Source organism: Actinomadura sp. NTSP31 (assembly GCF_041951385.1).
GTDB classification, from domain to species: domain Bacteria; phylum Actinomycetota; class Actinomycetes; order Streptosporangiales; family Streptosporangiaceae; genus Spirillospora; species Spirillospora napierensis.
The window spans coordinates 187,609-210,389 of sequence record NZ_JBGNUT010000001.1 but is presented as its reverse complement, the minus strand read 5'-3'; the positions used below and the strand labels follow the sequence as shown (position 1 = coordinate 210,389).

Sequence of the window (22,781 nt, the reverse complement as noted above, 5' to 3'; positions counted from 1 at the left end):
GAGGCCATCCATGGAACCGACGACGACGAGCGAGGGGCGCCCGCCGGATCGCCCGCCCGGTGCCGTGGCGCTCAGCGTCCAGCGCGCCGGCGTCGCGTTCCGGGGCCTGCGGGCCCTGGACGCGGTGACCTTCGACGTCCCGGTCGGCGGCGTCAGCGCCGTGATCGGCCCCAACGGAGCCGGGAAGACCACGCTGTTCAACTGCGTCAGCGGGCTCTACCGGCACGACGGCCGGATCTCGCTGTACGGCGACGACATCACGAGCCTCGATCCCCACACCCGCGCGTCGAAGGGCATCGCCCGGACGTTCCAGACACCGGTGCTGCTCGACGAGCTTCCCGTCCTGGACAACGTGATGCTCGGCGGCCACACGCGTACCCGGTCCGGAGTCGTGTCCACGCTGGTGGCGGCGGGCCGCCACCGCAGTGAGGAACGGCGGCTCCGCGAGGACGCCGAAAGGCTGCTGGACGCCTTCGGCATCACCCACCTCGCGGACGTGCCGGCGGGCACGCTGCCGCACGGCGACCGGCGCAGGACCGAGGTGGCCCGGGCCGTCATGTCCCGGCCCCGGCTGCTCCTGCTGGACGAACCGGCCGCCGGGCTCGGCGCCGACGAGTCCCGCGAACTGCTGGAGACCGCGCTCGCCGCCTGCGAGGACGCCGGTGCGGGGCCCGCGACGGCACTGCTCGTCGAGCACGACATGGACCTTGTCATGTCGGTCGCGCGGTTCGTCGTCGTGCTCGACGCCGGCCGGCTGCTGACCTCCGCCACGCCCCGCAAGGTCGCGGCGGACCCGCGAGTCGTCGCCGCCTACCTCGGAGCCGACGCCGAGGACGCCACCGGCGAGGAGCACGATGGCGGGGAGGCCACGCGATGAGCGAGCACACGCTCCTGCGAGCACGAGACCTGACCGCCCGCTACGGAGCGGTCCAGGTCCTGCACGGCGTCTCCGTCGACGTCGGCGAAGGCGAGATGGTCGCACTGCTGGGTGCCAACGGCGCGGGGAAGACGACCCTGCTCCGAGCAGTTTCGCGCGGCGTCGCCACCACCGGAACGGTCGCCTTCGACGGACGCGACATCACCCGGCTCGACGCGATCGGCGCGGCACGGGCGCGGATCGGGCACGTCCCCCAGGGGCGCGGCACCTTCGCCGAGCTGAGCGTGGAGGAGAACCTGCGGCTCGGCCTCATGGGCCGCCCCGCGTCGCTGCGCGCCGACTCCGACCGGGACCTGGAGCGCGTGCACACCATGTTCCCGGTCCTGAGGGACATGCGGAACCGGCCGGCCGGCGCGCTGTCCGGCGGGCAGCAGCAGATGCTGGCGCTCGGCCGCGCCCTGCTGGCCCGGCCGCGGCTGCTGCTGGTGGACGAGCCGTCCCTCGGACTCGCCCCGCGCACCACCGCCGAGCTGTTCGAGGCGCTCGCCGGGATCCGCGCCGCGTGGTCGACCGCCGTTCTGCTCGCCGAGCAGAACGCACGGCTCTCGCTGCGCGCCGCCGACCGCGTGATCGTCCTCGCCCGCGGGCGGGTCGTCCGTTCCTGCGCGGCGGCCGATCTCGCCGATGAGGCCGAACTTCGCGCGGCCTACCTCGGAACCGTCGCGGACCAACAGGAGGCGGACCGATGACCGAACTGATCCAGCAGATACTCGCCGGTCTCGCCACCGGTGTGATCTACGCCGGTCTGGCACTCGCCCTGGGCGTGGTCTTCCAGGGAACCGGCATGCTCAACCTGGCGCAGGGCGAACTGGCGACGCTGTCGGCGTTCGCCGCCTGGAGCCTCATCGACGCCGGGCTGCCGTTCTGGGGCGCGTTCCCCCTGGCCGTGCTGCTGTCGGCGGTGCTCGGCGCGGCGATCGAACGGGTACTGGTGCGGCCGGTCGAGGGATCGGGGCCGATGGTCCTGCTCGCCGCCGGCGCCGCGATGCTTCTCGGGATCAACGCGCTCATGGCGCTCGGCTGGGGCACCGACCCCAAGACGTTCGCCTCGCCGTTCGGGGCGTCCTCGGTCGGGTTCGGAGACGTCCGGCTGACCAGCCAGCAGGCCGGCGCCGCCGCGCTCGTCCTGGTCACGATGGGGGTGATCGCCGCGCTGTTCCGGTTCACGCCGGTCGGGCTGAAGCTGCGGGCGGTGGCGACCAACCCCGCGTCGGCGCGGCTCCTCGGCATCCGCACCGGCCGCATCCTGGCCCTCGGGTGGGCCCTGGCGGGTGCCGTCGGCGGTGTCGCCGGCATCGCGGCCGCGCCGGTCGTCGGCCTGTCCCCGGACATGATGTCGGGGCCGCTGCTGCTGGCGCTGGCCGCCGCGACTCTCGGCGGGATGACCAGCCGCGCCGGCGCCGTCGTCGGCGGGCTGGTCATCGGTGTCGCGGGCAGCCTCGCGAGCCGCTACGTCCCGGGCCTCGGCGGCGACCTGCAACTCGTCGTCCCGTTCGGGATCATCTTCGCGGTACTGCTGCTGCGTCCTCAGGGCCTGTTCGGCCGGGCTGCGACGGTGCGGGCATGAGCGCCGCGACCACGAACACCGAGAAGCCGGCCGCCGCGGGCAGCCGCGCCCGGACGCCGGGCGGCGGGCGCGCCCGCGTCCTGTGGAGTGTCGCCGTCCTGTGGGCGCTGGCCGTGCCGTTCCTGTTCAGCGACTACGACCTGCTGCAGCTGTCGCGCGTGTGGTCGGTCGCGCTTGCCGTCGCGTCTCTCAACCTGCTCAGCGGCTACGCGGGCCAGGTCAGTGCCGGCCATGGCGCGCTGTTCGGGCTGGGCGCCTACACCGGCGTCCTGCTGGTCGGCAAGGGCGGGCTGCCATGGCCGGTCGCACTGCTCGGGGCCCTGCTGGTCTGCCTGGTCGCCGGCGCGCTGCTCGGCCTGCCCGCACTGCGGGTCGGCGGGCTCAGCCTCGGCCTGCTCACCATTGCCGTCGCGGCACTGTTCCCGCTGGTGGTGACCCGGTTCGACGACCTGACGGGCGGCGCGGTCGGGCTGCAGCTCGACTCACCGCCACTGGCCGCACCCGGCTGGACGGGGCTCGCCGACGCCCAGTTCGGATACCTGGTCGTACTGGCCCTCTGCGGCATCGCCGCGATCGGGCTGCGCAACCTCACCCGCGGCCGGTTCGGCCGGTCGATGGAGTCGCTGCGCACCAGCCCCCTCATGGCCGTGTCGACCGGTGTGAACACCCGGCGGCTGACCCTGACGGTGTTCGCGCTGAGCGCGGGCGTCGCCGGATTCGCCGGTGCCCTGAACGCCATGGTCCTGACCCTCGTCACCCCGGACGGGTTCTCGCTCGCCTTCTCCCTGACGCTACTGGCCGCGAGCGTCGTCGGCGGTACCCGGTCCTGGGCGGGAGCGGTCGTCGGCGGCGCGTTCGTCACCTATCTGCCGCAGTACATGAGCGACCACATGGACGGCGGGAGCGCCGGGCAATGGGCACAGGTCGCCTACGCCGCTGCGCTTCTGCTCGTCCTGTACTTCGCGCCCCGCGGCATCGTCCACCTCGTACGCACGGGCCTCGCCCGCCTGGGCGCACGCCGAACCGAAGGGAGGCCCGCATGAGGCACTCACGACGGCTCCCGACATCCCTGCTGCGCCCGGTCGCTCTGCTCTGCGCCGCGGCGACCGCGCTCAGCGGCTGCACCTTCCGCTGGAACGCACAGGCCGGCACGGGGCGCGGCGACATCGTGATCGGCGCCAGCCTCGCCCTGTCCGGGCCATTGGCCGTCACCGGCGTCGTCGGCTCCGGTGCGCAGGCCTACTTCTCACGCGTCAACGCCGAGGGCGGCGTCAACGGCCGGAAGATCGACTTCCAGGTCCTCGACGACGCCTACGACGCCTCGCGGCTGACCGCCAACATGCGGCGGCTCGTCGAGCAGGAGCACGCGGCGCTCGTGCTGTCGTTCGGCGGCGCGGCGATCTCCACACGCCCCTACCTCGGCGAACGCAAGGTCCCGCTGATCGCACTGGCCGGGCAGACCCCGTTCAGCGACGTCCGGAGCTTCCCCTACGCGCGCGCCTGGTGGCCGGACATCGCCGTCGAGGGCAAGATCGCCGGCACGTTCCTGAAGAACCGGTTCCCCGGAGCGAAGGCCGGGCTGCTCGGTCTCAACAACGACCTCACGCCCAGCCAGGCCAACGGGCTGCGCGCGGCGGGTCTGACGCTCACCAAGACGATCAAGGTCGCGCCGAGCGTCGTCGACCTCGGCCCGCAGGTCAACGAGCTGCGCGGCGCGGGCGTCGACGTGCTGTTCCTGTCGGTCGGCGGCGCGGCGCAGAGCGCGGTGCTGCGGCTGATGGACCAGGTCGGCTACCACCCGAAGATCATGCTCTACAGCGCGCAGAGCGAGTACACCAGCACCCTCACGCCCGCCGGACCGGCCGCCAAGGGCGTCTACACGGCGCAGTGGGCCAAGGATCCGTCCGACCCGCGCTGGACGGCCGACCCGGCCGTCCGCCAGTTCAAGGCGGACATGGTCAAGTACGGGCACGCCGCCGACAGCGGCAAGCTCCTCGCCCTCAACGGATATGGCGCGGCGGCCGCCGTCGTCGCCGCGCTGCGCAAGGCGACCGCCCTCGACGGGAAGGGCTTCCTCAAGGGCTGGGACGGACTGCGCGGCGCCGCCGATCCCGCGCTGCTGCCCAGGATGTCCCTGAACGGCGGCTCGGACGGCAGGCTCGTCCGCAGCTACCGCGTCCAGCGTTTCGACGGCCGCACCTGGCAGTTCGAGAACGCATCCTGACAGGACCGTGATCAAGAGCCGGGGCCGCGACGAGGCGGCCCCGGCCCTTTCACGGCTCGGCCCGGCCACTGGAGCCGTCCGGCGCGCCTTGCAGGGCGTTGCCCTGCTCGATGAGCAGGTCGATGCACCACCGCCTGGTTCACGCCCCGGAAGTCCAGGCTGACTCCCGGGGCCGCCCGCGCGACAGCGGCGACCAGCCGGGGCCCGAGCACGGTGAGCACGGCATCGGAGCACTGGACAACGAACCGCCGCTCGGCCGTCGCGGCATCGAATCGCGGCTGGGCGGCCAGCAGCCGCTGGAGGTCGTCCAGCATCCGCCCGAGCTGGTCGTAGAGTCCCTGCGCCAGCGGCGTCAGGACGTACTGGCCGCCTTCCCGCTCCAGGAGCGGGTCGTTGAAGTGCCGCCGCAGCCGGCCCAGCGCCGCGCTCGTCCCCGGCTGGCTCATGCCGAGCCGCTCGCCCGCGCGGGTCACGTTGCGCTCTTCGAGCAGGGCGTGCAGAACCACGATCGAGTTCAGATCGAGGCTGGGCAGGTGCACCGTGGGTCCTCCGAGTCCTGCGCGAACGGCCGGCGGGCCGCCGGCCGTTCGCGTCGATCATCCTCGGGTGGACGCCGGGTCCGGCGCATTTCAGTACGGCTGGGCCAGGCGGGCGTGCGCGGACGGGATGGGAAGCTCAAGCAGCTTCAGGTCTTCCGCGGATGCCTTGCCCTGCTCTCGGCGCATGAGCGCGGCGGAGTAGTCCTGGACGAGCCCGGCGCGCGGGATCCGGCGCCGCCACCAGGCGTCGAGGGCCTCGGGCACGGACGCGGCGCGTTCCAGCTCTTCGGCCAGGACGACGGCGTCCTCGGCGGCCATCGCCGCGCCCTGCGCCATGTGCGGGCTGGTGGCGTGCGCGGCGTCGCCGGCGACGAGAACACGGCCGCGAAACCACGGCTCGCCGAGGGTGACCTGCTCGATGGGCCCGTACGCGGCCGAGTTCTCCTGCGAGATGTACTCGGCGAGCCCGCCGATCCAGCCTCCGAACTCCTGCAGCATGGCGCGCATCTGCGCGGCGATGTGCGATGGCGTCATCCCCTGCTGGACGGACTCCTCGGGCGCCACCAGCGCGATGTAGCCGTCGTCCGCGCCGAGCGGGATCAGCGTGGCCTTGACGTTCCCGGCGAAGGCGTAGACGACCCCGTCCAGTTCCGGTGGGCGGGGCAAGCTGATGCGCCAGACCGAGAAACCGGTGAGCCGAGGTTCGTACCGATCGCCGAACAGGTGCCGGCGGGTGGCCGAGCGGATGCCGTCGAAACCGGCGACGAGGTCGTAACGGCCCGGCGCGGGCGCATCGTGACCGGTGAAGGTGACCTCGACGCCGTCGCCGTCCTCCGAAATGGTCGCGGTGGTCGCGTCGTGGTGCAGCCGGGCGCCCGCCCTTGCGGCCGCGTCCAGCAGGACGCGGCAGAGTTCGCGCCGCTGGATCGCGTTGTTGCGCGCGGGCAGGCCGGGGGCCGGGGGAGGCGGGATCTCGGCCAGCGCCGTCCCGTCCACGCCGATCATGCGCAGGTCGTCCCACTGGTAGCCGACGGCGAGGCAGTCGTCCAGGACGCCGATCTCCTCCATCACCCGCAGGGCGTTGGACGGCTGGTTGAGCCCGACGCCGAGCACCGACCCTGCGGGCCGCCGTTCGACGACGTCGACCTCGACGCCGCGCCGGGCGAGGGCGGTGGCGGCGACGAGGCCGCCGATGCCGCCGCCCTGCACGAGGACACGATTGACGATCACGACCGTACTCCTGGAGCGATACGCCGCCGGGCCGGCGGGATGGGGACGGGCACCCGCCCGGGGACGAGCCGGTTCTCGACGTGCCCGAGTTCCTCGACGTCGATGCGGACGACGTCGCCGGACGACAGCCAGGCGGGCGCGGCGTCGCCGCGGGTGCGTTTGAGTTCGGCGATGCAGCCGGTGCCGCAGGTCCCCGAGCCGAGGACGTCACCGGGCCGGACGACAGTGCCCCGCGACGCGTACGCCACCAGGTCGGCGAACGACCACGACATGCTGGCCGTGCTGTCGCCACCGGTGCGCACCCCGTTGAGGCGCACCTCCGTCCGCAGCGCGAGCCGCCCGTCCTCGGCCCGGTCGGCCAGCTCGTCCGCGGTGACGAGCCAGGGCCCGAGAGTGGTCGCCGAGTCCTTCGACTTCGACGGCCCCATCGGCTGCTTGAACTCCCGTTCCTGCAGGTCGCGCGCCGACAAGTCGTTCATGATCGTGTAGCCGAGGATGTGGTCGGCGGCGTCCAGCGGGGACAGGTCGGAGCCGGCGCGGCCGATGACCGCGGCCACCTCCAGCTCGTAATCGAGCTGCCGGGCTCCGGGCGGAATGGCGACGGTCCCGAAGGGAGCGACGATGGCCGCGGGATTGGAGAAATAGAACAGCGGCTCCTCGTACCATTCCTCGGGCACCCCGCCCGCCAGGGCGTCGATGTGCTTCTCATAGGTGAGGAAGTCCCGCACGCTCGGCGGCTGCAACAGCGGCCCGAAGAAGGCCTCCTCGATCGGGACGGCGTCGCCGGTGCGGACGCGGCGCGCCACGTCGTCCAGCGCCTCCTTCCCGCCCTGAACGACGTCCAGCAGCGTCGTGCCGGCCGCGAGCAGCCGGACGACGTCGCCGTCCAGCACGCCGACCCGGTCGCCTTCGCCGGTCAGCAGGGTGGTCAGTCGCATGATCGTCTCCTCACTTCACCGCGACAGGGTTGACGGGCGAGCCGACCGCGCGGGTGAACGGCAGCGGCTGCGCGGCGAGGAAGAACTCGTAGACGCCGTCGGCGGCGCAGTCGGCGGCCAGCGCGTCCAGGTCCCACATCTCGCCGACCAGCAGGCCGATGTGGGGGAGGGCCACCTGGTGGAGCGGCTGGAACGAGTCCGGGAACTCGTTGGGCCGCACCTCGAAGCCCCAGGTGTCGGTGGCGATGGCCGCGATCTCGGTGCCGTGCAGCCAGCCGGCCGTCTCGAAGGACAGGCCGGGCGCCGGGCCGCCCGCGTACCCGGCCCATCCCTCGCCGCGCCGGACCCGCGACAGCTGACCCGTCCGCACCAGGACGATGTCGCCGCGCCCCACCTGCGACGTCTCGCCCTGCCGCTGGATCACCTCCGCCAGGTCGGCGCTGGTGATCGGGCACCCGTCGGGCAGCTCGCCGTCCTCGCCGAGAGCGCGCCCGACGTCGAGCAGGACGCCGCGCCCGATCACCGGCGCGGCGATCCTCTCGATGCCCGTGGCGAAGTCGCCCTCGCTCGTCACGACCTCGGCGCCCTTGCGGCCGTTCCAGGCGATGCCGTGGTCGAAGACGTGCCCGAGACCGTCCCATTGGGTGCTGCATTGCAGCGGCATGAAGACCGCGTCGTCGGCCGCCGTCAGCCCATGGGGCAGACCCAGCTGCTCCGCGGTGTCCTGGCCGGTCGACATCATCGTGTGCACCGGGTTGACCCGGCGCCGCCAGCCGTTCTGCGGGCCGTTCTCATCGAACGGCAACGACAGGCTGAACGACTCGCCGCGACGGACCAGCCGGGCCGCCTCCGCGCGCTTGTCCGCGTCGATGAAGTTGACGGTGCCGATGCCGTCGTCCGGACCCCAGCGGTTCCAGTTCCCGTACCGCTTCGCCGCCGCCGCGATCGCCGCCTCGGCATCGCCGCCGAACTCGGCGGTGGCGTCGTAGCCGCGCATCAGACCGGAGGGGCGACGAAGATGCCGCGGTCGACGTCGTTGAAGCTCTCCTTGGCCACCAGCTCATCGAACGGGTTGGCGGTGCCCCACTGGTCCTGGTTCCCCGGCTGGGACACGTCGTAGACGCTCGGGTGCCAGGCGTCCTCGTCCAGCACCTCCAGCTCGGTCGTGTACTCCACGGTGTTGCCGTGCGGGTCGAGGAAGTAGCTGAAAGTGTTGTCCCCGGCCATGTGACGGCCCGGCCCCCAGATCTTGCGGACGCCCGCGCGCAGCAGCCGTCCGGTGCCGCGCATGTACTCGTCCAGTCCCCGCATTTCGAACGACACGTGATGCAAGGAGGTGTGCGGGCCTTGGGCGATCGCCAGGCTGTGATGCTGCGGATTGCACCGCATGAACTTCATCAGGTCGCCCATGTGCGGATGGGTCAGCGAGTCGGTCAGCGCGAAGCCGAGATGGCGCTCGTAGAAGGCCTGGGTCCGGGCGACGTCGGGGGAGTTGACGACGACATGCGACAACCGGACCGGGATCGACTCGCGCTCCTCGATCTTGCGGTGCGCGCGGTCCTGGACCTCGGCGGACACCTCGATGGTGCGCCCGTCGACGTCGAAGAACCGGAAGCCGTGTCCGCCGCCGGCGGTCTTCAGCACGTCGGGCTCGCTGATCAGCTGCACGCCGGCTTCGCCGAGACGCCGGGCGAGCGCGTCGACGTCCTCGCGCGACGCGGCGCCGTAGGCGATCAGGTCAAGCCGCTTGTCGGCGTCCTTGCGCAGCCGGACGATGTACTGCTCCGGCGATCCCTCCGCGGCGAGGAACACGATGTCCTTGTCCTCGGCGACCGGGGTGAGGCCCCAGAGGGTGGTGTAGAACTCGCGCTGGACGGCGTAGTCGGGCACGGCGAGATCGACGTGCCGCAGATGGGTGATCAAACGATCGCTCATGATCGGGCTCCAATCGGTTCCGGCATGTCGCCGAGCAGGCGGACGGCGTTGCCGCCGAGGACGGCGTCGGTGGTGGCTTGGTCGAAGCCGGCCGCGAGAAGCCGGTCGACCGGGTCCTCGACGCCCATGTCGAAGGGGTAGTCGCTGCCGAGCGTCACCTGCCCGGCCCCCATCGAGGCGACGAGGTGGCGCAACTGCTCGGGCGTGTAGACGAGGGAGTCGACGAACGTGCGGCGCAGTAGAGCGCTGGGCGGCTGCTCGGTCGTGCGGGCGTCGCCTCGTATCTCCCATGCGTGGTCGGCCCGCACCATGTAACTGGCCAGATAACCGCCGCCATGAGCCGACCAGATGCGCAAACGTGGATGCCGTTCCAGCAGCCCGGAGAAGGCGATCCTGGACAGGGCCAGCGCCGTCTCGGTGGGGTTCCCCACGCTGTTGAACAGGTAGTAGGCGTTCAGTCGTTCGCCGAGGGTGCAGCCCCAGGGGTGGATGAGGACGGCGGCGTCGAGTTCCTCGGCGGCGGCCCAGAAGTCGGCCAGGGCGGGATCGTCCAACTCCATGCCTGGGCCGGCGGCGGTGGAGATCTGAACACCGCACATGTCCATCTCCCCGACCGCGGTCTCCAACTGCTCGACCGCCAGGTCGGGATGCTGCAACGCGACGGTGCCCACGGGCACCAGGCGAGAGGGCTCCCGGGCGCAGAACGCCGCCACGCCCTCGTTGCTCGCAGCCACGATCCGGGCCGCCATGTCCTTGCCGGCCCACGCGTGCGGCAGCGGCGTCGCGGTGACGACCTGCACGTCCACCCGCGCACGCTCCATCGCGGCCAGCCGAAGATCCAGGTCGGTCAGCTTCGGCGCCAACTCGGCGATGTGCCGCATGTTGTACGCCATCGACTCCGGCCCGAGCGACGCCGCGTCGACCTGTCGCTGCCGCGCCAGCCCCGGCTCCTTCTCGATCAGCGCATCCACCGCCGGGACGGCGACATGCGCATGGACGTCGACGGTGCGGACGGCCGCGCTCATCGCTCGGCCACGCATGTATTGCGCTGGACGCCGAGGCCCGTGATCGTCGAGTCCATGACGTCACCGGGCCGCAGCAGCCGGCCGTGCGCCATGCCGTTGCCGGCCGGGCTCCCGGTGAGCACCAGGTCGCCGGGCATCAGCGCGGCGACCGTCGAGCAGTGCGCGACGATCCGCGCCACGTCGAAGATCATGTCCTTGGTCGACTCGTCCTGCATGACCTCGCCGTTGAGCCGCAGGGTGATTCGCAGATCCGAGGGGTCGGGGACCTCCCGGCGCGGCACCAGCACCGGCCCGGCCGGCAGGAACGTCGGCGAGTTCTTCGCGGCCAGCCAGTCGGCGCCCAGCTCCGGCATGTCCCGGCCGAAGATCCGCTCGCGCAGCGTGAGGTCGTTGACGATCACCCAGCCGGCGACGACGTCCAACGCCCTATCAGGGGATATCCGGCGTGCCGGCCGCCCGACCACCGCCGCCAGCTCCAGCTCCCAGTCCGGTTTCTCCCCGTCGAAGGGGAGAACGACGTCGTCGTATGGCCCGCAGATCGCGCTGGGCATTCCGGTGAAGACGTACGGTGGGAACTTCAGCCGGTCGTCCATCTGCGCGGCGGCGTCCGCCCGCACCTGCTCGACGGTGCGGCCATCGGAACCGTCATGGTGGGCGGCGGCGATGTCGATGACGTGCGTCCGGTAGTTCGCCCCCGCCTGGAAGACCTGCCGTGGCTCCACCGGGCTGTGCACACGGAGACCGGCCAGCGCCCGCCATTCCGAACGGTTCGCGTTCGCGGTGAGCACGTCCAGAGCGGGCAGGACCTCATCCCAACGGTCGAGCAGCTCGAGCGCCCCGCGAGGCCGCCCGACCTCATCACGAACCGACAGGTCCAGCACGCGATCGTGAGCGATGAGAGCGGGGAACACGCGCCCCGCCTCCTCCACCCGGCCCAGCGCCCAAGCGCCCGCGTGCTCGATCGAAGTCACATCCGTCAACGGCACGTGCGATTCACCCCTCCGCAACACCGACGACATCCAGCCGTCGCACCCCAGCATCGAGGAGAGGTGCCGCCGAAGGGAAATAGCTGCTGCGTATGTCCAGCCATTCACCCGACTTATGGTGCGCCGAGACGCCGCATGAAACGGCGAATGAAATCCATGCGGAGCTGTTGATCTTTTGGCCTCAATGGCGTCGAGAAGAGTTCGGTGATTACTCCTGCGGCTTGCGGCGCCGCGGCGAGTCGCCGGCTCTGCTCGACCAGAACGACTCGGTCCGCGAGATCATGAACGGTGTGGAGCGGCGAGGCTTCTGCGCGTACACGGCCACAGGACTCGCGGCTCACCGAGATTGGACGCACGCGGAGGCGGGGTGCCGAGGAGCAGGACTTCGTGGGAGCCAGGTTCCTCCCGCGTGACCTTGGGAGCCAGTTTCGGGAGCCAACGCCTTCAGGCTCCCATCGACTAATGACCTCAAGATTCCCGATGTTCTAGGTGCGCGAGTCTACGGCTTGCTTCAGCGTGGTCGTGGCGTGGTCTTCTGCTTGCTTGATGAGGTCCTGGTAGGCGGAGGTCCGGAGCCTGCCGGTCGGCGACAAAGAGAGCAATATCGCGTAATCGCCGCGCCTGCTGGTAAGGTGGACGGCGCTATTGGTTGCCTTGCCAGCTCGGTATTCCCAGATTCGGGTCCGTTCGGATATGCCGTCGCGCTGATGGAGTTCATCGGATTTCAGGATGGCGCGGTAGGTGTTTCCGGAAGAAGTGAAGTCGTAGGCGTGGCACTCCTTTGGTGTCGGCATCGCGACGAGCAGTTGCGCGCTCGCCTTCGGCAGCTTGATGATGGTCTCGGTTATGGTGAGATTTCGGGTTTCGTCGACCCACATGGCCAGCGCTGCGGGCGAGAAGCGGGCCTTCTCGCCGAGCTGCTGGATGCGGCCGGGCAGCATTGTCCGCTGGGCGCAGGGCTCGGACGGCCACGTCTTACCTTCGACGATTCTTTTCATGAGTTGCTCGTAGGGGCCCGTCATCGGTCCGTATCGGAACGCCTGCTTCGACTGTGCCGGCGGGATCGGCAACAGCGCTTGCTTCATGCGGTCAGTGTCGGCCGGTGCTGTCGGCCGGATCGCTGCGGACGCGCTCCGATCGGCGGTCGCCTTGCGGTCGGCCGTACCGCACGCGCAGGTGATCATGAGAAGCGCCGCGCAGGTTGAGAGGCGGACCGGGGGATGAGGCATCGAGTGATCATAACGGGAGCCGACAGGTCAAGTGACGGTGTGTCGTCCGGAAATAGAGTGCATCAAATTGCAGGTCCCATCGGGTGTCATTACCGGCTTGAGGGAGTGCGGAGCGGCGTAGGTGGGCGGCTCGGTCGACGGCTCCAGCGGCACACCTGGCCTGAGGTCGACCTTGGCCTTGACCTGCTCTCCTCGTCCGGGATGCCGATGACGTTTGCGTCGGCGGCCATCGGGTCTTCCTGTAAGGCGGCCTCGAGTTCGGCCGGGTAGATGTTGGCGCCGCCGGAGATGTTGATGTCGATCTGCCAGGCCCGGAGGAACGACTAGAGCCTGCTCCTTGGCTCGCCTGACCGTGATCGTTCGTTTGATCACTGTGAGTTTATGGATCGTGGTGACATGACCGATGCGCATTAGGAGCGCGTCCGTGGCCCGGGTGGTCCGCTCGCCGAGTCCTGCGGCGCGGACCGCGGCCGAGACCGGCTGGCTCCGCTGAGCGACGCCCTCCTCCATGCTCCGAGGGAGTGGCATTAATCGGCCTTACCGCGACCGGAACCGGACAGGACCAAATGTCACGTTCCGGCCGCGCCCGAGGTCTATATGGCGTTGATGGAGGACGCCGAGGGGTGGCCTCCGCCAGTCAAGGAAGGGAATCTCCTTGTCCACACGATCTCGCGCAGTGGGTCTGCGCACCCGTGCCGCCATCCTCGCCGCCGCGCTCACCACAGGACTCGGGGTGACGACCGGCATCGCCACCGTTCCTGCTCAGGCATCGCAGGCGACACCTGCGGCAACCTGGTGGGACGTCGGCACCTACGGCACCAAGAGCCTGTGCATCGACGCGGGCCAGCAGTACCAGCGTGAGGGCTGGCCGTACAGGTGCCTGCACGTCACCGGCGCTGGGTGGGTACTCGAAATCTGGCAGTAGCCTTCACCGCCGAGTCCCTCCGCTGCCGGCGAGCCGACCCGCAGCCTGACCAGTCATGATCGACGCCGGCCTCCGGGCACTCGGAGGCCGGCGGTCGGCCTGCCGGCGGCTTCAGCGCCGGGCCACACCCCCTGTTCCGAAGCTCGCGATGCCGGGGCGAACTGGGCCGGCAGGCCGTCCGGCAACTGGCTGGGCAGCGAGTATCCGCCCTCGCCGCGGATCACCTGGCCGGTGACCGTGGCGAACGCTGTGCCTGCCGAAAATCACGTCCATGCAGGTGAGACGCTGCGGCTGCTTCCGATGGCCGATCGGGACAAGGGCGCCGAGATCTTGGTGTTGCGGCATCAGGCCGCCGTGTTGGAACGCCAGTTGGCCGGGAAGAGGGTGCGGTTCACCAGCAGGCCGTGGTCCTTCGCGTCCCTGAGGATCGTGCCCAGCATGGAGCGCGCATCGGAGGCCGTTCGATGCGAGAAGCCCTTGGCGCGCGTCCGCTTCTCCCACGCCACGATCTCCTCCGGGCTGGTGAAGGTGTTCACCGGCCGGTTGCCGAACGCCGGGAGGACGTGGTGGTCGATCAGATACTCGTACTCGAGCTCGGTGGTCGGCTCGCCCGGGGCTGGTCTGCGGACGTGCCCGGAGCCGGGCCGCCGCCGGTGCTCGTCGCCGCGATGAGCCCGGCGATGCTGCGGGGCGCCGGGGAACTGGCCGGCGGCACCGTCACCTGGCCGCCCGGGTCGCGGACCATCGCCGACCACATCCGTCCAGCCCTGGACGAGACCGCCGCGGGCCGTCCCGCCCCGGCGGTGGTCGCGAGCCTTCCCGTGTGCCTCACCGACGACCCGGCGGCCGCCCGCGATCGGGCCGCCGCGGCGTTCGACTTCTGGGAGTCCGGTCGGCGGTAGACGCCGCCCTGGAGGCTGGAGCTCGGCCGTGGTGACGCTCCTCGGGCATCCCGGAAGGACGGGGCGATCGGTCAGCCGGCATGCCCTATTGGTGGTCCGCCAACAGCTATTGGCGGTCCGCCAATTAGTGCTCTAGGGTGTCCCTGCTCGACGACGGGTGGATCGAGGAGGTGATCACCATGGCCGTCGCCTATCTGCCGAACCGCGTCCACGGGCTGCTCAGCGAGGTCGGTGAGCTGTTCGTCATCGCGCTGGAGGGGCTGCGGCGCACGTGGGACGTGCGCCGGTGGTTCTGGGAGTTCGCCGAGCAGGCGTGGTTCCTGGCGCGGGTGACGAGCCTGCCGGTGATCCTGGTGTCGCTGCCGCTCGGGGCCACCGTCGCCCTGCAGGTGGGGCAGCTGGCCGCCCAGCTCGGTGCCCAGTCGGCGACCGGGGGAGCGGTCGTCGTCGGTCTCGTCCGCGAGGTCGCGCCGATCGCCGCCGCGCTGATCATCGCCGGTGCGGGCGGGTCGGCGATGACCGCCGACATGGGCGCCCGCCGGATCCGCGACGAGCTGGCGGCCATGGAGACCATGGCGGTCAACCCGGTGCACCGGCTGGTCACGCCGCGGCTGTGGGCCTCCAGCCTGATCTCGACGCTGCTGGCCTCGCTGGTGATCGTCTCCGGCGCGGTGGGCGGGTTCGTGTTCAACGTGCTGCTGCAGGACGTCACGCCGGGCGCCTACTTCGACGGCGCGGTGTCGCTGCTGCAGGTGTCCGACCTGGTCGTGACGCTGCTGAAGGCGTGGCTGTTCGGGCTGGTCGCCGCGGTCGTGGCCTGCTACATGGGGATGAACTGCGCGCAGAGCCCGGTCGGGGTCGGCCGCGCGGTGAACCGGGCGATCGTGGTCGCCTTCATGCTGGTGTTCGCCCTCAACTACGTGATCACGACGGTGTACTTCGTCGCGTTCCCGCCGAAGATCTGATGGCGGGCTCGATCCCGGCCGGGCGCGCGGGCCGCAGCGGTGTGCGCGCGGCGGGCCGGCTGGCGGAGCGGACAGGGGATCTCGCGCAGTGGCCGGTGTTCACCTACCGGGTGCTGCTGTACTCCGTCCGCGATCTGATCTGGCACCGCAAGTACGCGCGGACGGTCGCACGGCACGTCAGCGACGTCGTCGTCGGCGCGGGCGCGACCGTGGTCGGCGGCGGCATGATCTTCGTGATCTTCACGATGGCGTTCTTCGTCGGTACCGAGGTGGGCCTGCAGGGCTACACCGGCCTGCAGTCGATCGGCGCGCAGTCGTTCATGGGCCTGGTCGGGTCGTTCGCCAACGTCCGGGAGATCACTCCGGTGATCGCGGCGACGGCGCTGGCGGCGCAGTGCGGGTCGGCGTTCACCGCCGAGCTCGGCGCGATGCGGATCTCCGAGGAGATCGACGCGCTGGAGGTCATGGGCATCGGCTCGTTCGCGTACCTGGTGTGCACGCGGGTGGTGGCCGCGCTGATCGCGCTGGTTCCGCTGTACCTGATCGCGCTGTTCGCGAGCTTCTTCGCGACCCGGCTGATCAGCACGGAGTTCTTCGACCTGGCGCCGGGTGTCTACGACTACTACTTCCGGCTCTATCTGCCGACGATCGACCTGGTCTACAGCTCGATCAAGGTGGCGGTGTTCGCCTTCGCCGTCATCACCATCCACTGCTTCTACGGCTACTACGCCACCGGCGGGCCGGCCGGGGTCGGGCGCGCGGCCGGCCGGGCGATCCGGTTGTCCATCGTGACGATCGTGACGCTGAACCTGCTGCTGTCGTATGTGTTCTGGGGTTCCGGCGCGACCGTGAGGTTGAGCGGATGATCAACGAAGAGCTCTCCCTGCGCCGCAGACTGCTGATCACCGCGGTCACGCTGGCCGTGGCCGCGTCGATCCTTTGGGCCCTCGTTGCCAAGCCGTTCCAGGACGGCGGCACGGTGTTGGCCGCCGAGTTCGGCCGCGCAGGCCAGGGCCTCGGCACGGGAGCTCCGGTGAAGGTGCGCGGAGTCCAGGTCGGCTCGGTGCGGCAGGTGCGGCTGGGCGGGAACGGGCGCGCCCGGTTGACGTTGCGGCTCGACCCGGGGACGCACGTCCCCGACACGGTGACCGCATCGATCGAGCCGGCGTCGGCCTTCGGCCCCAAGTTCGTCGACCTGATACCGGGCGCGCACGAGGGAGGCGGGCCCTACCTCGCCTCCGGCGCGACGATCGCGCGGACCTCCGATCCGGAGGACCTGTCGGATCTGCTCGCCGATGCCGACAGGCAGCTCGGGGCGATCGCACCCGAGGACGTGTACACGATCGTTCACACCGTCGCGCAGGGCCTGGACGGGCAGGGAGCGAAACTGGCCGCCACGATCGATCAGACCGGTGTCCTGTTGAACGTCGCCTACCGGCACCGGCAGGACGCCCGCCGGTTCATCTCCGACGGTGCGAACCTGAGCGGTGCGCTGTCGGGATCGGGCGACGAGATCGCGGGCATCGGCTCGGACGCGAACGCGCTCATCACCGCTGCGGCGAGCGGCCGCAAGGGGCGGCTCGGTGACTTCGCCGATCAGCTCTCCGCGCTGTCGCTGCTGGTCGCCCACGGGTTCGACAAGCGCGGCGGGCAGCTCGGTGAGGCGTTCCGCAGCGGGGAGCGCGCCGTCGCGGTCATCTACGCCCAGCTGGGCCTGCTCGGTGACGCGGTCCGCACCGGAAACCGTCTTCTCCCGCTCTACCAGGAAATCGCCTCGAAGGCGGGACCCGGCGGCAAGCACTACCTGGAGTCCCAGGCCTATCTGCCGACCGATCCGTGCGCGCTGATCCTCGGCCTGTGCGGTTCGGGCACCGGTGCGAAGGGAGGCCGGTGACATGCGCGGCCCGATCGCGGCGCGACTCGGCGACCAGGCGCGGTCGCGCGCCGGGACGATCATCAGACTCATCGCGTTCCTGCTGGTGACCGGAGCCCTCACCGTGTTCATCGGCATGCAGATCGCCCGGATCGGGCTCGGCGGCGGATGGCACGTGTCGGCGACGTTCGACGACGCGAGCGGCCTGTCCAAGGGCGACCAGGTCAAGATCGCCGGTGCGCCGGTCGGCCGGGTCGACGGGGTGAAGGTCGTGGACGGCCGGGCGAAGGTCGACATGACCGTCCGCGACCCGGTGAAGGTCCCGGCCGACAGCGAGGCCGCGATCCGGTGGCGGGACGCCATGGGCCGCCGCGTCGTCTACCTCGTCCCCGGCACGAGCCGGACGATGATGCGCTCCGGCGCCCACATCGCCCGCACCCGCTCCGTCGTGGACGGGAGTGCGCTGCTGGACGAACTCGCGCCCCTCACCAAGAGCCTGGACCCGAAGCAGGTGAACACGGTGCTCGCGTCGCTCGCGCAGGCACTGGACGGCAACGCCGGCGACATCGACCGGCTCATCGGAAACGTCGACCAGCTGTCGTCCACCATTGCCGAACGCCGCAGCACGCTCAAGCAGATGCTGTCGGACTACGCGACCGTCACCGACCTCATCGCTCGCCGGGACAAGCAGATCGGCGCCGCGACCGACGACCTGGTGAGCCTCAGCGGCGCGTTCGCCGACAACCGGAAGCTGATCGACGACACCCTCGTGCAACTCGCCGCCCTGGCGCGCACGTCAGACGCCGTCTTGGCGGGCAACGGCGACAGGCTCGCCGACGTCATCTCCAAACTGTCGACGTTCACCGCCGGAGTGCATCGCAACGACGAGGCGGTCGCGAATGTGCTCGAGTCGGCGTCGCCGAAGCTCCAGCACATCTTCGCCGCCGTGGACAACGGCCGCTACATCGAGGCGGCCATTCCCTGCCTCAGCCTCGCCGCCCCGCCCTGCCCGTACCCCACACGGCTGCCCGGCCCGCGGGAAGGCGGCGGCGGCAAACCGATCGACTCACCGGACGCACTGCAGAACCTCATGGTCGGAGGCAGCCCGTGGCACTGAAGTCCTTCCGCGACCGCAACAAGATCGTCGTCGGGCTGGTGTCGGCGACCGCGCTGGTACTGCTGCTGGTCACGGTGTTCCTGGTCGGGACGAAGGGCCTGCTGCAGGACCGCTACACCGTCACCGGCGTCTTCGCCGACACCGGCGGGCTCGGCTCCGGCGACGACGTGCGGGTGGCCGGCGTCCGGGTCGGTGAGGTCAGCGGTGTCCATCCCGATTTCGGCCGGGGCCGGGTGCTCATCAGCTGGAAGATCGACTCCGGCGTCGATCTCGGCCCCTCGACCCGCGCGCAGATCGAGGTGTCCAACATCCTCGGCGGCCGGTACCTGCGGCTGTCCGGCGCCGTCACCACCCCGCACCTGGCCGACCTGCCGCCCGCCAAGCGGCGCATCCCCCTCGACCGGACGCAGGTGCCGACCACGGTCAACGACGTCCTCAACACCTCCACCCGCACGGTCGCGCGGCTGGACACCAAGTCCATCAACAAGATCGTTTCGGAAGTGCGGGGAGTGGACGCCCGGCACCGCGGACGCCTTGCCCGCACCCTGGTCAACCTCTCCGAGCTCGCCGAAACGGTGAACGACTCCAGCCCACAGATCAAACAGATGCTCGCCAACGGCGACCGCATCCTGTCCCTCGCGCACTCCAAGGACGAGCAACTCGACCGGTTGCTCGGCAACGTCCAGGCGATGCTGGACGAACTCCAGCGCCGCAAACGGGAACTCGCGGCCTTCCTGGGCAGCGGCAGCCGCACCGTCGCGAGCATCACCAAGCTGATCGACGATCACCAAGCGCAACTGCTGTCGGTCATGGCCGACCTGCGCGGGACGCTCGGCACGCTGCGCCCGCGGACCGGCGCCTTCAACAACCTGCTCGCCTGGGCGGGACCCACCCTCAGCGGCCTCGCCGGGACCGGCGGTTACGGACCGTGGCTGGAGGTCGTCGCGACCGGGCTCGGCCCACTGTCCCCGCAAGACCTGGCCCAGCTCGCCCGCCTCGCCCCCCAGGGAGAACGATGATGCGACGCCTTGCCGCCGCGGCCGTGGCGCTGGCGCTGGTCGCGGCAACCGGTGGATGCACGGCGACCGGCGGCGGCGGCACCTACAAGCTCACCGTCTACTTCGCCAAGACCCCGTCCCTGTACGAGCGGTCGCGGGTCAAGGTCATGGGCGCCGACTCCGGCACCATCACCTCCATCAAGGACGAACAGACGCGCGTGCGTGTGGAGTTGGCCGTCGAACGCTCCGTCCCCCTACCGAAGGACGTCCGCGCCGCCATCGCCTCCGACAACGCCCTCGGCGAACGCTACGTCCTGCTGCACCCGGTCTGGAAGCCCGGCATGGCCAAGGCGACCTCCGGCACCGTGATACCGCAGTCGCGTACCGAACTGCCGGTCGAAATCGACGAGGCGCTCAACGCCTTCGCCAAGCTCAACCGCTCGATCGACCCCAAGGAACTCGGATCGGCCTTCCACCGGGGGGCCGATGGGCTTCGCGGCCACGGCGCCGACATCAACGTCGCCCTGGGCGCCACGTCCCGGCTGACCAGCGACCTTGCCGCCCAGGACCGGCAGATCGTCTCACTCGCCAAGAACCTGCGATCCGTCGCGTCCAGTCTCAACGGACGAGACGAGCAGCTCTCGCAGCTCATTGCCTCGTTCTCCACCACCAGCAGCACGCTGTCGGGAGAACGGACGAAACTGCGCGACTTCGTCGCCGGCCTGGCCGCCGCCATCCGCAAGAGCGACGTCCTCATCACCGAGTACCGCGAAACGCTGCCCAGCACCGTCGCGGACCTGTCCAACATCATCCTCACCCTCAAGGGCAACGCCCAAGGGCTCAACCAGGCCATCGAGGGCATCGGACGATTCGCCGACGTCGCCGTCAAGGCCTGGAACCGCAAGCAGCACGTCGCCACCATCCGCGTCCTCGTCCACGCCACCCTCCGCACCTGGCTCCAGCCGCTGTTCACCGCGATGGGGTGGGGCGCCGTCCCCTGCGTCCCGAGCAATCCGGCCCTCGGCAACTGTGTACCGACCGGAAAGGCGGGCAAATGAGACGCCCTGCCGTCACCCACTGCGTCCTGGCGATCGCCCTGACCGTGAGCGCCGCCAGTGGATGCTCGCTCCAGACGATCGGAGCCCCCCGCGGCGACATGACGCTTTCGGCGACCTTCGACGACGTCCAGAGTCTCGTCGTCGGTCACAGCGTCCAGGTGTCGGACGTCCGGGTCGGCACCGTCACGGCCATCGGGCTGTCCGGCTACCGCGCCAAGGTCACCATGTCCCTGAAGAACGGGCGGCACATCCCGGTCGGCACCACCGCCACGATCGCCAAATCGTCCTTGCTGGGAGAGAACTACGTCCGTCTCGACCTCCCGCCCGGCCGCGATATGCGCACCGGGGCGTTCCTGCACAGCGGCGCCGCGATCGTCCAGACCTCCGTCCAGCCCGACCTGGAACAGATCAGCGAGAAGGTCGGACCGCTGATCGCCGCGCTCGGCGGACAGGACCTCGCGACCATCACCGACGAATCGGCGACCGCGCTCAACGGCAAGGGACGCAAGCTCAACACGCTGATCAAACGGGCCGCGGACGTGACCGACAGCTACGCGGCGGCCAGCGCCGACCTCGGCCGCGCCCTCGACTCGCTCGCAAAGCTCGGCGACTCATTGGACAAGGGAAAAGGCGACATCAGACGGCTTCCCGGCAATGTCGCCCTTGCCACCCGGCGGCTCCAGGATGAGCGCCACCGCATCAAGACCTCCATCCAGCGGCTCGAGCAACTCGCCCGCTCGGTCAACGCCAAGGTCCAGCAGCGGCATGCCAAACGCCTGGCCGTCCTGCTCGGACGCGCCGACCAACTGCTGGCGGCGGCACTGCGCGGACGAAACGATCTCAAGGCGATCACCGCCAATGTCCTGACCTTTCTCCGCGGACCCTCGGTCTCCTCCAGCGGCCAGGCCCTGCTGTTCCTCTGGATCAAGGGCTTCCTGCCCCAGACCGGCAAGACGCCCGCCAGAACGCCGCAATCGCCATCGCTGACCGGACTCCTCGGACCGCGGCCATGAAGACACCCGCCTTCAAGCTTCCGCACGTCAGGCAGCCGCGGATCGCCATCAACCTGATCTTCTTCGCGCTGCTCGGCGCGCTCCTGGCGACCTGGGCGGTCCGGAACATCATCACCATCGACGCCTTGGAGCAGCCGTTCCCGGTGACCGCCGATTTCGCCTCCTCACCCGGCCTGCACAGCGACCTCGAGGTCACCCACCTCGGCGTCAAGGTCGGGCGCGTCGGCGGCGTGAAGCTCCGCAACGGCCACGTCGAGGTCCGCATCGAAATGGATCGCGGCGTGCACGTCCCGAAGGACGCGGGCGCGCAGGTTCTCCGCAAGTCCGCGATCGGCGAGCCCTACATCGAACTGACCTCACCGAAGGCGCCGGGCGGGGGATACCTCAAAGCCGGCGACCATATCCCCCTCGGCCGGACCGCCGGCACCACCGACTACAAGCAACTGTTCACCGGGCTCAGCGACACCCTCAAAGCCGTCGACCCGCGCGACGCGCAGACCCTGTTCCACGAAGCGGCGACCGGACTTCAGGGCCGCGGTACCGCTCTGCACGACATGATCGGCGACACCGATCAGCTCACCGCGACCCTCGCCGCCAACGCCCCGGCACTGGACGCCCTCGCAACGCAGCTCACTCAGCTCACCGCCACCCTCACCCGGCACCGCTACCAGTTGGTCTCGGGCGTCAACGACCTCGCGGCCTTCACCGCGACGATGCGCCAAGCACGCCAGGACCTCGACACGGTCCTGGCGCAAGGGCCCGGGACCCTCGGCGACCTCGACAAGCTTCTGCAGACGGCCCGCCCCGGCCTGGACTGCCTGCTGTCGGCCGCCGCGGTCCCGACCGTCCCCGTCTTCGACTCCGCCAACCAAGCGGAGATCAATCACGTGCTCCGCATGGTCCCGACACTCCAAGCCCTGGTCTCAGACGTCCGGGTCAAGGACGGCAAGGGCAGCGCCCTGCGCGTCACCCCGGTGATCACCGTGGCGGGCCCGCCCCAGGCCGCCGAGTACGCCACCCCGACACCCAAGCCGACCGCGCCGGCCCTCGCCTACTGCCCTGCCGCCGCCGGGAAGGACGGCTCGACATCGGCGGGGAAGCCGCCCTCCGGCAACGTGTCCACCGCGCGAAACGGCACGAAAACACAACCGCCGACGGCGATACCGACCCGCCCGATCAGCGAGCATCGCTCGTTGCCGGCTCGGACGATGCCCCTGCTACCGCCCGCGCTCGCAGCGGTGGTGGTGCTGGCCGTCGTCGCCAATGTCGTCCGAACCTTCCTGAACCGCCGGTTCGGCACACGCCGATGAATGGAGGAGC

General features: G+C 70.4%; 24 protein-coding genes. 15 read left to right on the top strand and 9 right to left on the bottom strand.

The window, feature by feature from the left end; all coding sequences use genetic code 11:
• Positions 1-10: 10 nt before the first annotated feature.
• Genes ACA514_RS00810 through ACA514_RS00790 form a run of 5 tightly spaced genes read left to right on the top strand, consistent with a single transcriptional unit; the run spans position 11 to position 4,728 of the window.
• A complete protein-coding gene (locus tag ACA514_RS00810; protein ID WP_375038991.1) occupies positions 11-877 on the top strand; it encodes an ABC transporter ATP-binding protein in 867 nt (288 codons plus the stop codon).
• Positions 874-1,626, top strand: coding sequence for an ABC transporter ATP-binding protein (locus tag ACA514_RS00805; protein WP_375038990.1), 753 nt, complete (start codon positions 874-876; stop codon positions 1,624-1,626). Before ACA514_RS00810 ends, ACA514_RS00805 begins: the two co-directional genes overlap by 4 nt.
• Positions 1,623-2,504, top strand: coding sequence for a branched-chain amino acid ABC transporter permease (locus tag ACA514_RS00800; protein ID WP_375038989.1), 882 nt, complete (start codon positions 1,623-1,625; stop codon positions 2,502-2,504). Before ACA514_RS00805 ends, ACA514_RS00800 begins: the two co-directional genes overlap by 4 nt.
• Positions 2,501-3,547 (top strand): branched-chain amino acid ABC transporter permease, encoded by a 1,047-nt coding sequence (locus ACA514_RS00795; protein ID WP_375038988.1) that lies wholly within the window; start codon positions 2,501-2,503, stop codon positions 3,545-3,547. The genes ACA514_RS00800 and ACA514_RS00795 overlap by 4 nt, the downstream gene beginning before the upstream one ends.
• On the top strand, positions 3,544-4,728 hold the full coding sequence (locus tag ACA514_RS00790; RefSeq protein WP_375038987.1) for an ABC transporter substrate-binding protein: 1,185 nt from the start codon (positions 3,544-3,546) through the stop codon (positions 4,726-4,728). Before ACA514_RS00795 ends, ACA514_RS00790 begins: the two co-directional genes overlap by 4 nt.
• An 11-nt stretch (positions 4,729-4,739) precedes the next feature.
• On the opposite strand, the gene ACA514_RS00785 is transcribed toward ACA514_RS00790, so the two are convergent.
• From ACA514_RS00785 to ACA514_RS00750, 8 genes are all read right to left on the bottom strand, one after another.
• The gene (locus tag ACA514_RS00785) at positions 4,740-5,267 is read right to left on the bottom strand and encodes a LysR family transcriptional regulator (protein WP_375038986.1); all 528 of its coding nucleotides are present in this window, start codon (positions 5,265-5,267) and stop codon (positions 4,740-4,742) included.
• 90 nt (positions 5,268-5,357) lie between these two features.
• Positions 5,358-6,497: an FAD-dependent monooxygenase gene (locus tag ACA514_RS00780; RefSeq protein WP_375038985.1), complete on the bottom strand. Its 1,140-nt coding sequence runs from the start codon at positions 6,495-6,497 to the stop codon at positions 5,358-5,360.
• A complete protein-coding gene (locus ACA514_RS00775) occupies positions 6,494-7,435 on the bottom strand; it encodes a fumarylacetoacetate hydrolase family protein (protein WP_375038984.1) in 942 nt (313 codons plus the stop codon). The genes ACA514_RS00780 and ACA514_RS00775 overlap by 4 nt, the downstream gene beginning before the upstream one ends.
• A gap of 10 nt (positions 7,436-7,445) precedes the next feature.
• The gene (locus ACA514_RS00770; protein ID WP_375038983.1) at positions 7,446-8,432 is read right to left on the bottom strand and encodes a cyclase family protein; all 987 of its coding nucleotides are present in this window, start codon (positions 8,430-8,432) and stop codon (positions 7,446-7,448) included.
• Entirely contained in the window at positions 8,432-9,370 is a 939-nt protein-coding gene (locus ACA514_RS00765) for a VOC family protein (protein ID WP_375038982.1), read from the bottom strand. Before ACA514_RS00765 ends, ACA514_RS00770 begins: the two co-directional genes overlap by 1 nt.
• Entirely contained in the window at positions 9,367-10,395 is a 1,029-nt protein-coding gene (locus tag ACA514_RS00760) for an amidohydrolase family protein (protein WP_375038981.1), read from the bottom strand. Before ACA514_RS00760 ends, ACA514_RS00765 begins: the two co-directional genes overlap by 4 nt.
• A complete protein-coding gene (locus tag ACA514_RS00755) occupies positions 10,392-11,366 on the bottom strand; it encodes a fumarylacetoacetate hydrolase family protein (protein ID WP_375038980.1) in 975 nt (324 codons plus the stop codon). Before ACA514_RS00755 ends, ACA514_RS00760 begins: the two co-directional genes overlap by 4 nt.
• Before the next feature lie 500 nt (positions 11,367-11,866).
• A complete protein-coding gene (locus ACA514_RS00750) occupies positions 11,867-12,610 on the bottom strand; it encodes a hypothetical protein (protein ID WP_375038979.1) in 744 nt (247 codons plus the stop codon).
• Between the two features lie 676 nt (positions 12,611-13,286).
• Here ACA514_RS00750 and ACA514_RS00745 point away from each other — a divergent pair.
• Positions 13,287-13,535: a hypothetical protein gene (locus tag ACA514_RS00745; RefSeq protein WP_375038978.1), complete on the top strand. Its 249-nt coding sequence runs from the start codon at positions 13,287-13,289 to the stop codon at positions 13,533-13,535.
• Positions 13,536-13,879: 344 nt separating this feature from the next.
• Here the strand turns inward: ACA514_RS00745 and ACA514_RS00740 are convergent, their stop codons facing one another.
• Positions 13,880-14,071: a hypothetical protein gene (locus ACA514_RS00740; RefSeq protein WP_375038977.1), complete on the bottom strand. Its 192-nt coding sequence runs from the start codon at positions 14,069-14,071 to the stop codon at positions 13,880-13,882.
• A gap of 30 nt (positions 14,072-14,101) precedes the next feature.
• Here ACA514_RS00740 and ACA514_RS00735 point away from each other — a divergent pair, with 30 nt between their 5' ends.
• The 9 genes from ACA514_RS00735 to ACA514_RS00695 all read left to right on the top strand — a co-directional run bounded on the left by ACA514_RS00735 (position 14,102) and on the right by ACA514_RS00695 (position 22,771).
• Positions 14,102-14,437, top strand: a complete 336-nt coding sequence (locus tag ACA514_RS00735; protein ID WP_375038976.1) for an LLM class flavin-dependent oxidoreductase — start codon at positions 14,102-14,104, stop codon at positions 14,435-14,437.
• Positions 14,438-14,574: 137 nt separating this feature from the next.
• Complete coding sequence (locus ACA514_RS00730) at positions 14,575-15,402, top strand: MlaE family ABC transporter permease (protein WP_375038975.1); 828 nt, start codon at positions 14,575-14,577, stop codon at positions 15,400-15,402.
• Positions 15,402-16,268, top strand: coding sequence for an ABC transporter permease (locus ACA514_RS00725; protein WP_375038974.1), 867 nt, complete (start codon positions 15,402-15,404; stop codon positions 16,266-16,268). The genes ACA514_RS00730 and ACA514_RS00725 overlap by 1 nt, the downstream gene beginning before the upstream one ends.
• Positions 16,265-17,296, top strand: a complete 1,032-nt coding sequence (locus tag ACA514_RS00720; RefSeq protein ID WP_375038973.1) for an MlaD family protein — start codon at positions 16,265-16,267, stop codon at positions 17,294-17,296. The genes ACA514_RS00725 and ACA514_RS00720 overlap by 4 nt, the downstream gene beginning before the upstream one ends.
• A 1-nt stretch (position 17,297) precedes the next feature.
• Entirely contained in the window at positions 17,298-18,392 is a 1,095-nt protein-coding gene (locus ACA514_RS00715) for an MCE family protein (RefSeq protein ID WP_375038972.1), read from the top strand.
• A complete protein-coding gene (locus ACA514_RS00710) occupies positions 18,383-19,411 on the top strand; it encodes an MCE family protein (protein WP_375038971.1) in 1,029 nt (342 codons plus the stop codon). Before ACA514_RS00715 ends, ACA514_RS00710 begins: the two co-directional genes overlap by 10 nt.
• Positions 19,408-20,448 (top strand): MCE family protein, encoded by a 1,041-nt coding sequence (locus ACA514_RS00705; protein ID WP_375038970.1) that lies wholly within the window; start codon positions 19,408-19,410, stop codon positions 20,446-20,448. The genes ACA514_RS00710 and ACA514_RS00705 overlap by 4 nt, the downstream gene beginning before the upstream one ends.
• On the top strand, positions 20,445-21,461 hold the full coding sequence (locus ACA514_RS00700) for an MlaD family protein (protein ID WP_375038969.1): 1,017 nt from the start codon (positions 20,445-20,447) through the stop codon (positions 21,459-21,461). The genes ACA514_RS00705 and ACA514_RS00700 overlap by 4 nt, the downstream gene beginning before the upstream one ends.
• Positions 21,458-22,771, top strand: coding sequence for an MCE family protein (locus tag ACA514_RS00695; RefSeq protein ID WP_375038968.1), 1,314 nt, complete (start codon positions 21,458-21,460; stop codon positions 22,769-22,771). Before ACA514_RS00700 ends, ACA514_RS00695 begins: the two co-directional genes overlap by 4 nt.
• The last annotated feature ends 10 nt before the right edge of the window (positions 22,772-22,781 follow it).

Excerpts from the sequence above, each read along its gene's own strand:
- ACA514_RS00810 (WP_375038991.1), top strand. The coding sequence starts at position 11 with ATGGAACCGACGACGACGAGCGAGGGGCGCCCGCCGGATCGCCCGCCC.
- ACA514_RS00805 (WP_375038990.1), top strand. The coding sequence starts at position 874 with ATGAGCGAGCACACGCTCCTGCGAGCACGAGACCTGACCGCCCGCTAC.
- ACA514_RS00800 (WP_375038989.1), top strand. The coding sequence starts at position 1,623 with ATGACCGAACTGATCCAGCAGATACTCGCCGGTCTCGCCACCGGTGTG.
- ACA514_RS00795 (WP_375038988.1), top strand. The coding sequence starts at position 2,501 with ATGAGCGCCGCGACCACGAACACCGAGAAGCCGGCCGCCGCGGGCAGC.
- ACA514_RS00790 (WP_375038987.1), top strand. The coding sequence starts at position 3,544 with ATGAGGCACTCACGACGGCTCCCGACATCCCTGCTGCGCCCGGTCGCT.
- ACA514_RS00775 (WP_375038984.1), bottom strand. The coding sequence starts at position 7,435 with ATGCGACTGACCACCCTGCTGACCGGCGAAGGCGACCGGGTCGGCGTG.
- ACA514_RS00770 (WP_375038983.1), bottom strand. The coding sequence starts at position 8,432 with ATGCGCGGCTACGACGCCACCGCCGAGTTCGGCGGCGATGCCGAGGCG.
- ACA514_RS00765 (WP_375038982.1), bottom strand. The coding sequence starts at position 9,370 with ATGAGCGATCGTTTGATCACCCATCTGCGGCACGTCGATCTCGCCGTG.
- ACA514_RS00760 (WP_375038981.1), bottom strand. The coding sequence starts at position 10,395 with ATGAGCGCGGCCGTCCGCACCGTCGACGTCCATGCGCATGTCGCCGTC.
- ACA514_RS00750 (WP_375038979.1), bottom strand. The coding sequence starts at position 12,610 with ATGCCTCATCCCCCGGTCCGCCTCTCAACCTGCGCGGCGCTTCTCATG.
- ACA514_RS00725 (WP_375038974.1), top strand. The coding sequence starts at position 15,402 with ATGGCGGGCTCGATCCCGGCCGGGCGCGCGGGCCGCAGCGGTGTGCGC.
- ACA514_RS00720 (WP_375038973.1), top strand. The coding sequence starts at position 16,265 with ATGATCAACGAAGAGCTCTCCCTGCGCCGCAGACTGCTGATCACCGCG.
- ACA514_RS00715 (WP_375038972.1), top strand. The coding sequence starts at position 17,298 with ATGCGCGGCCCGATCGCGGCGCGACTCGGCGACCAGGCGCGGTCGCGC.
- ACA514_RS00705 (WP_375038970.1), top strand. The coding sequence starts at position 19,408 with ATGATGCGACGCCTTGCCGCCGCGGCCGTGGCGCTGGCGCTGGTCGCG.
- ACA514_RS00700 (WP_375038969.1), top strand. The coding sequence starts at position 20,445 with ATGAGACGCCCTGCCGTCACCCACTGCGTCCTGGCGATCGCCCTGACC.
- ACA514_RS00695 (WP_375038968.1), top strand. The coding sequence starts at position 21,458 with ATGAAGACACCCGCCTTCAAGCTTCCGCACGTCAGGCAGCCGCGGATC.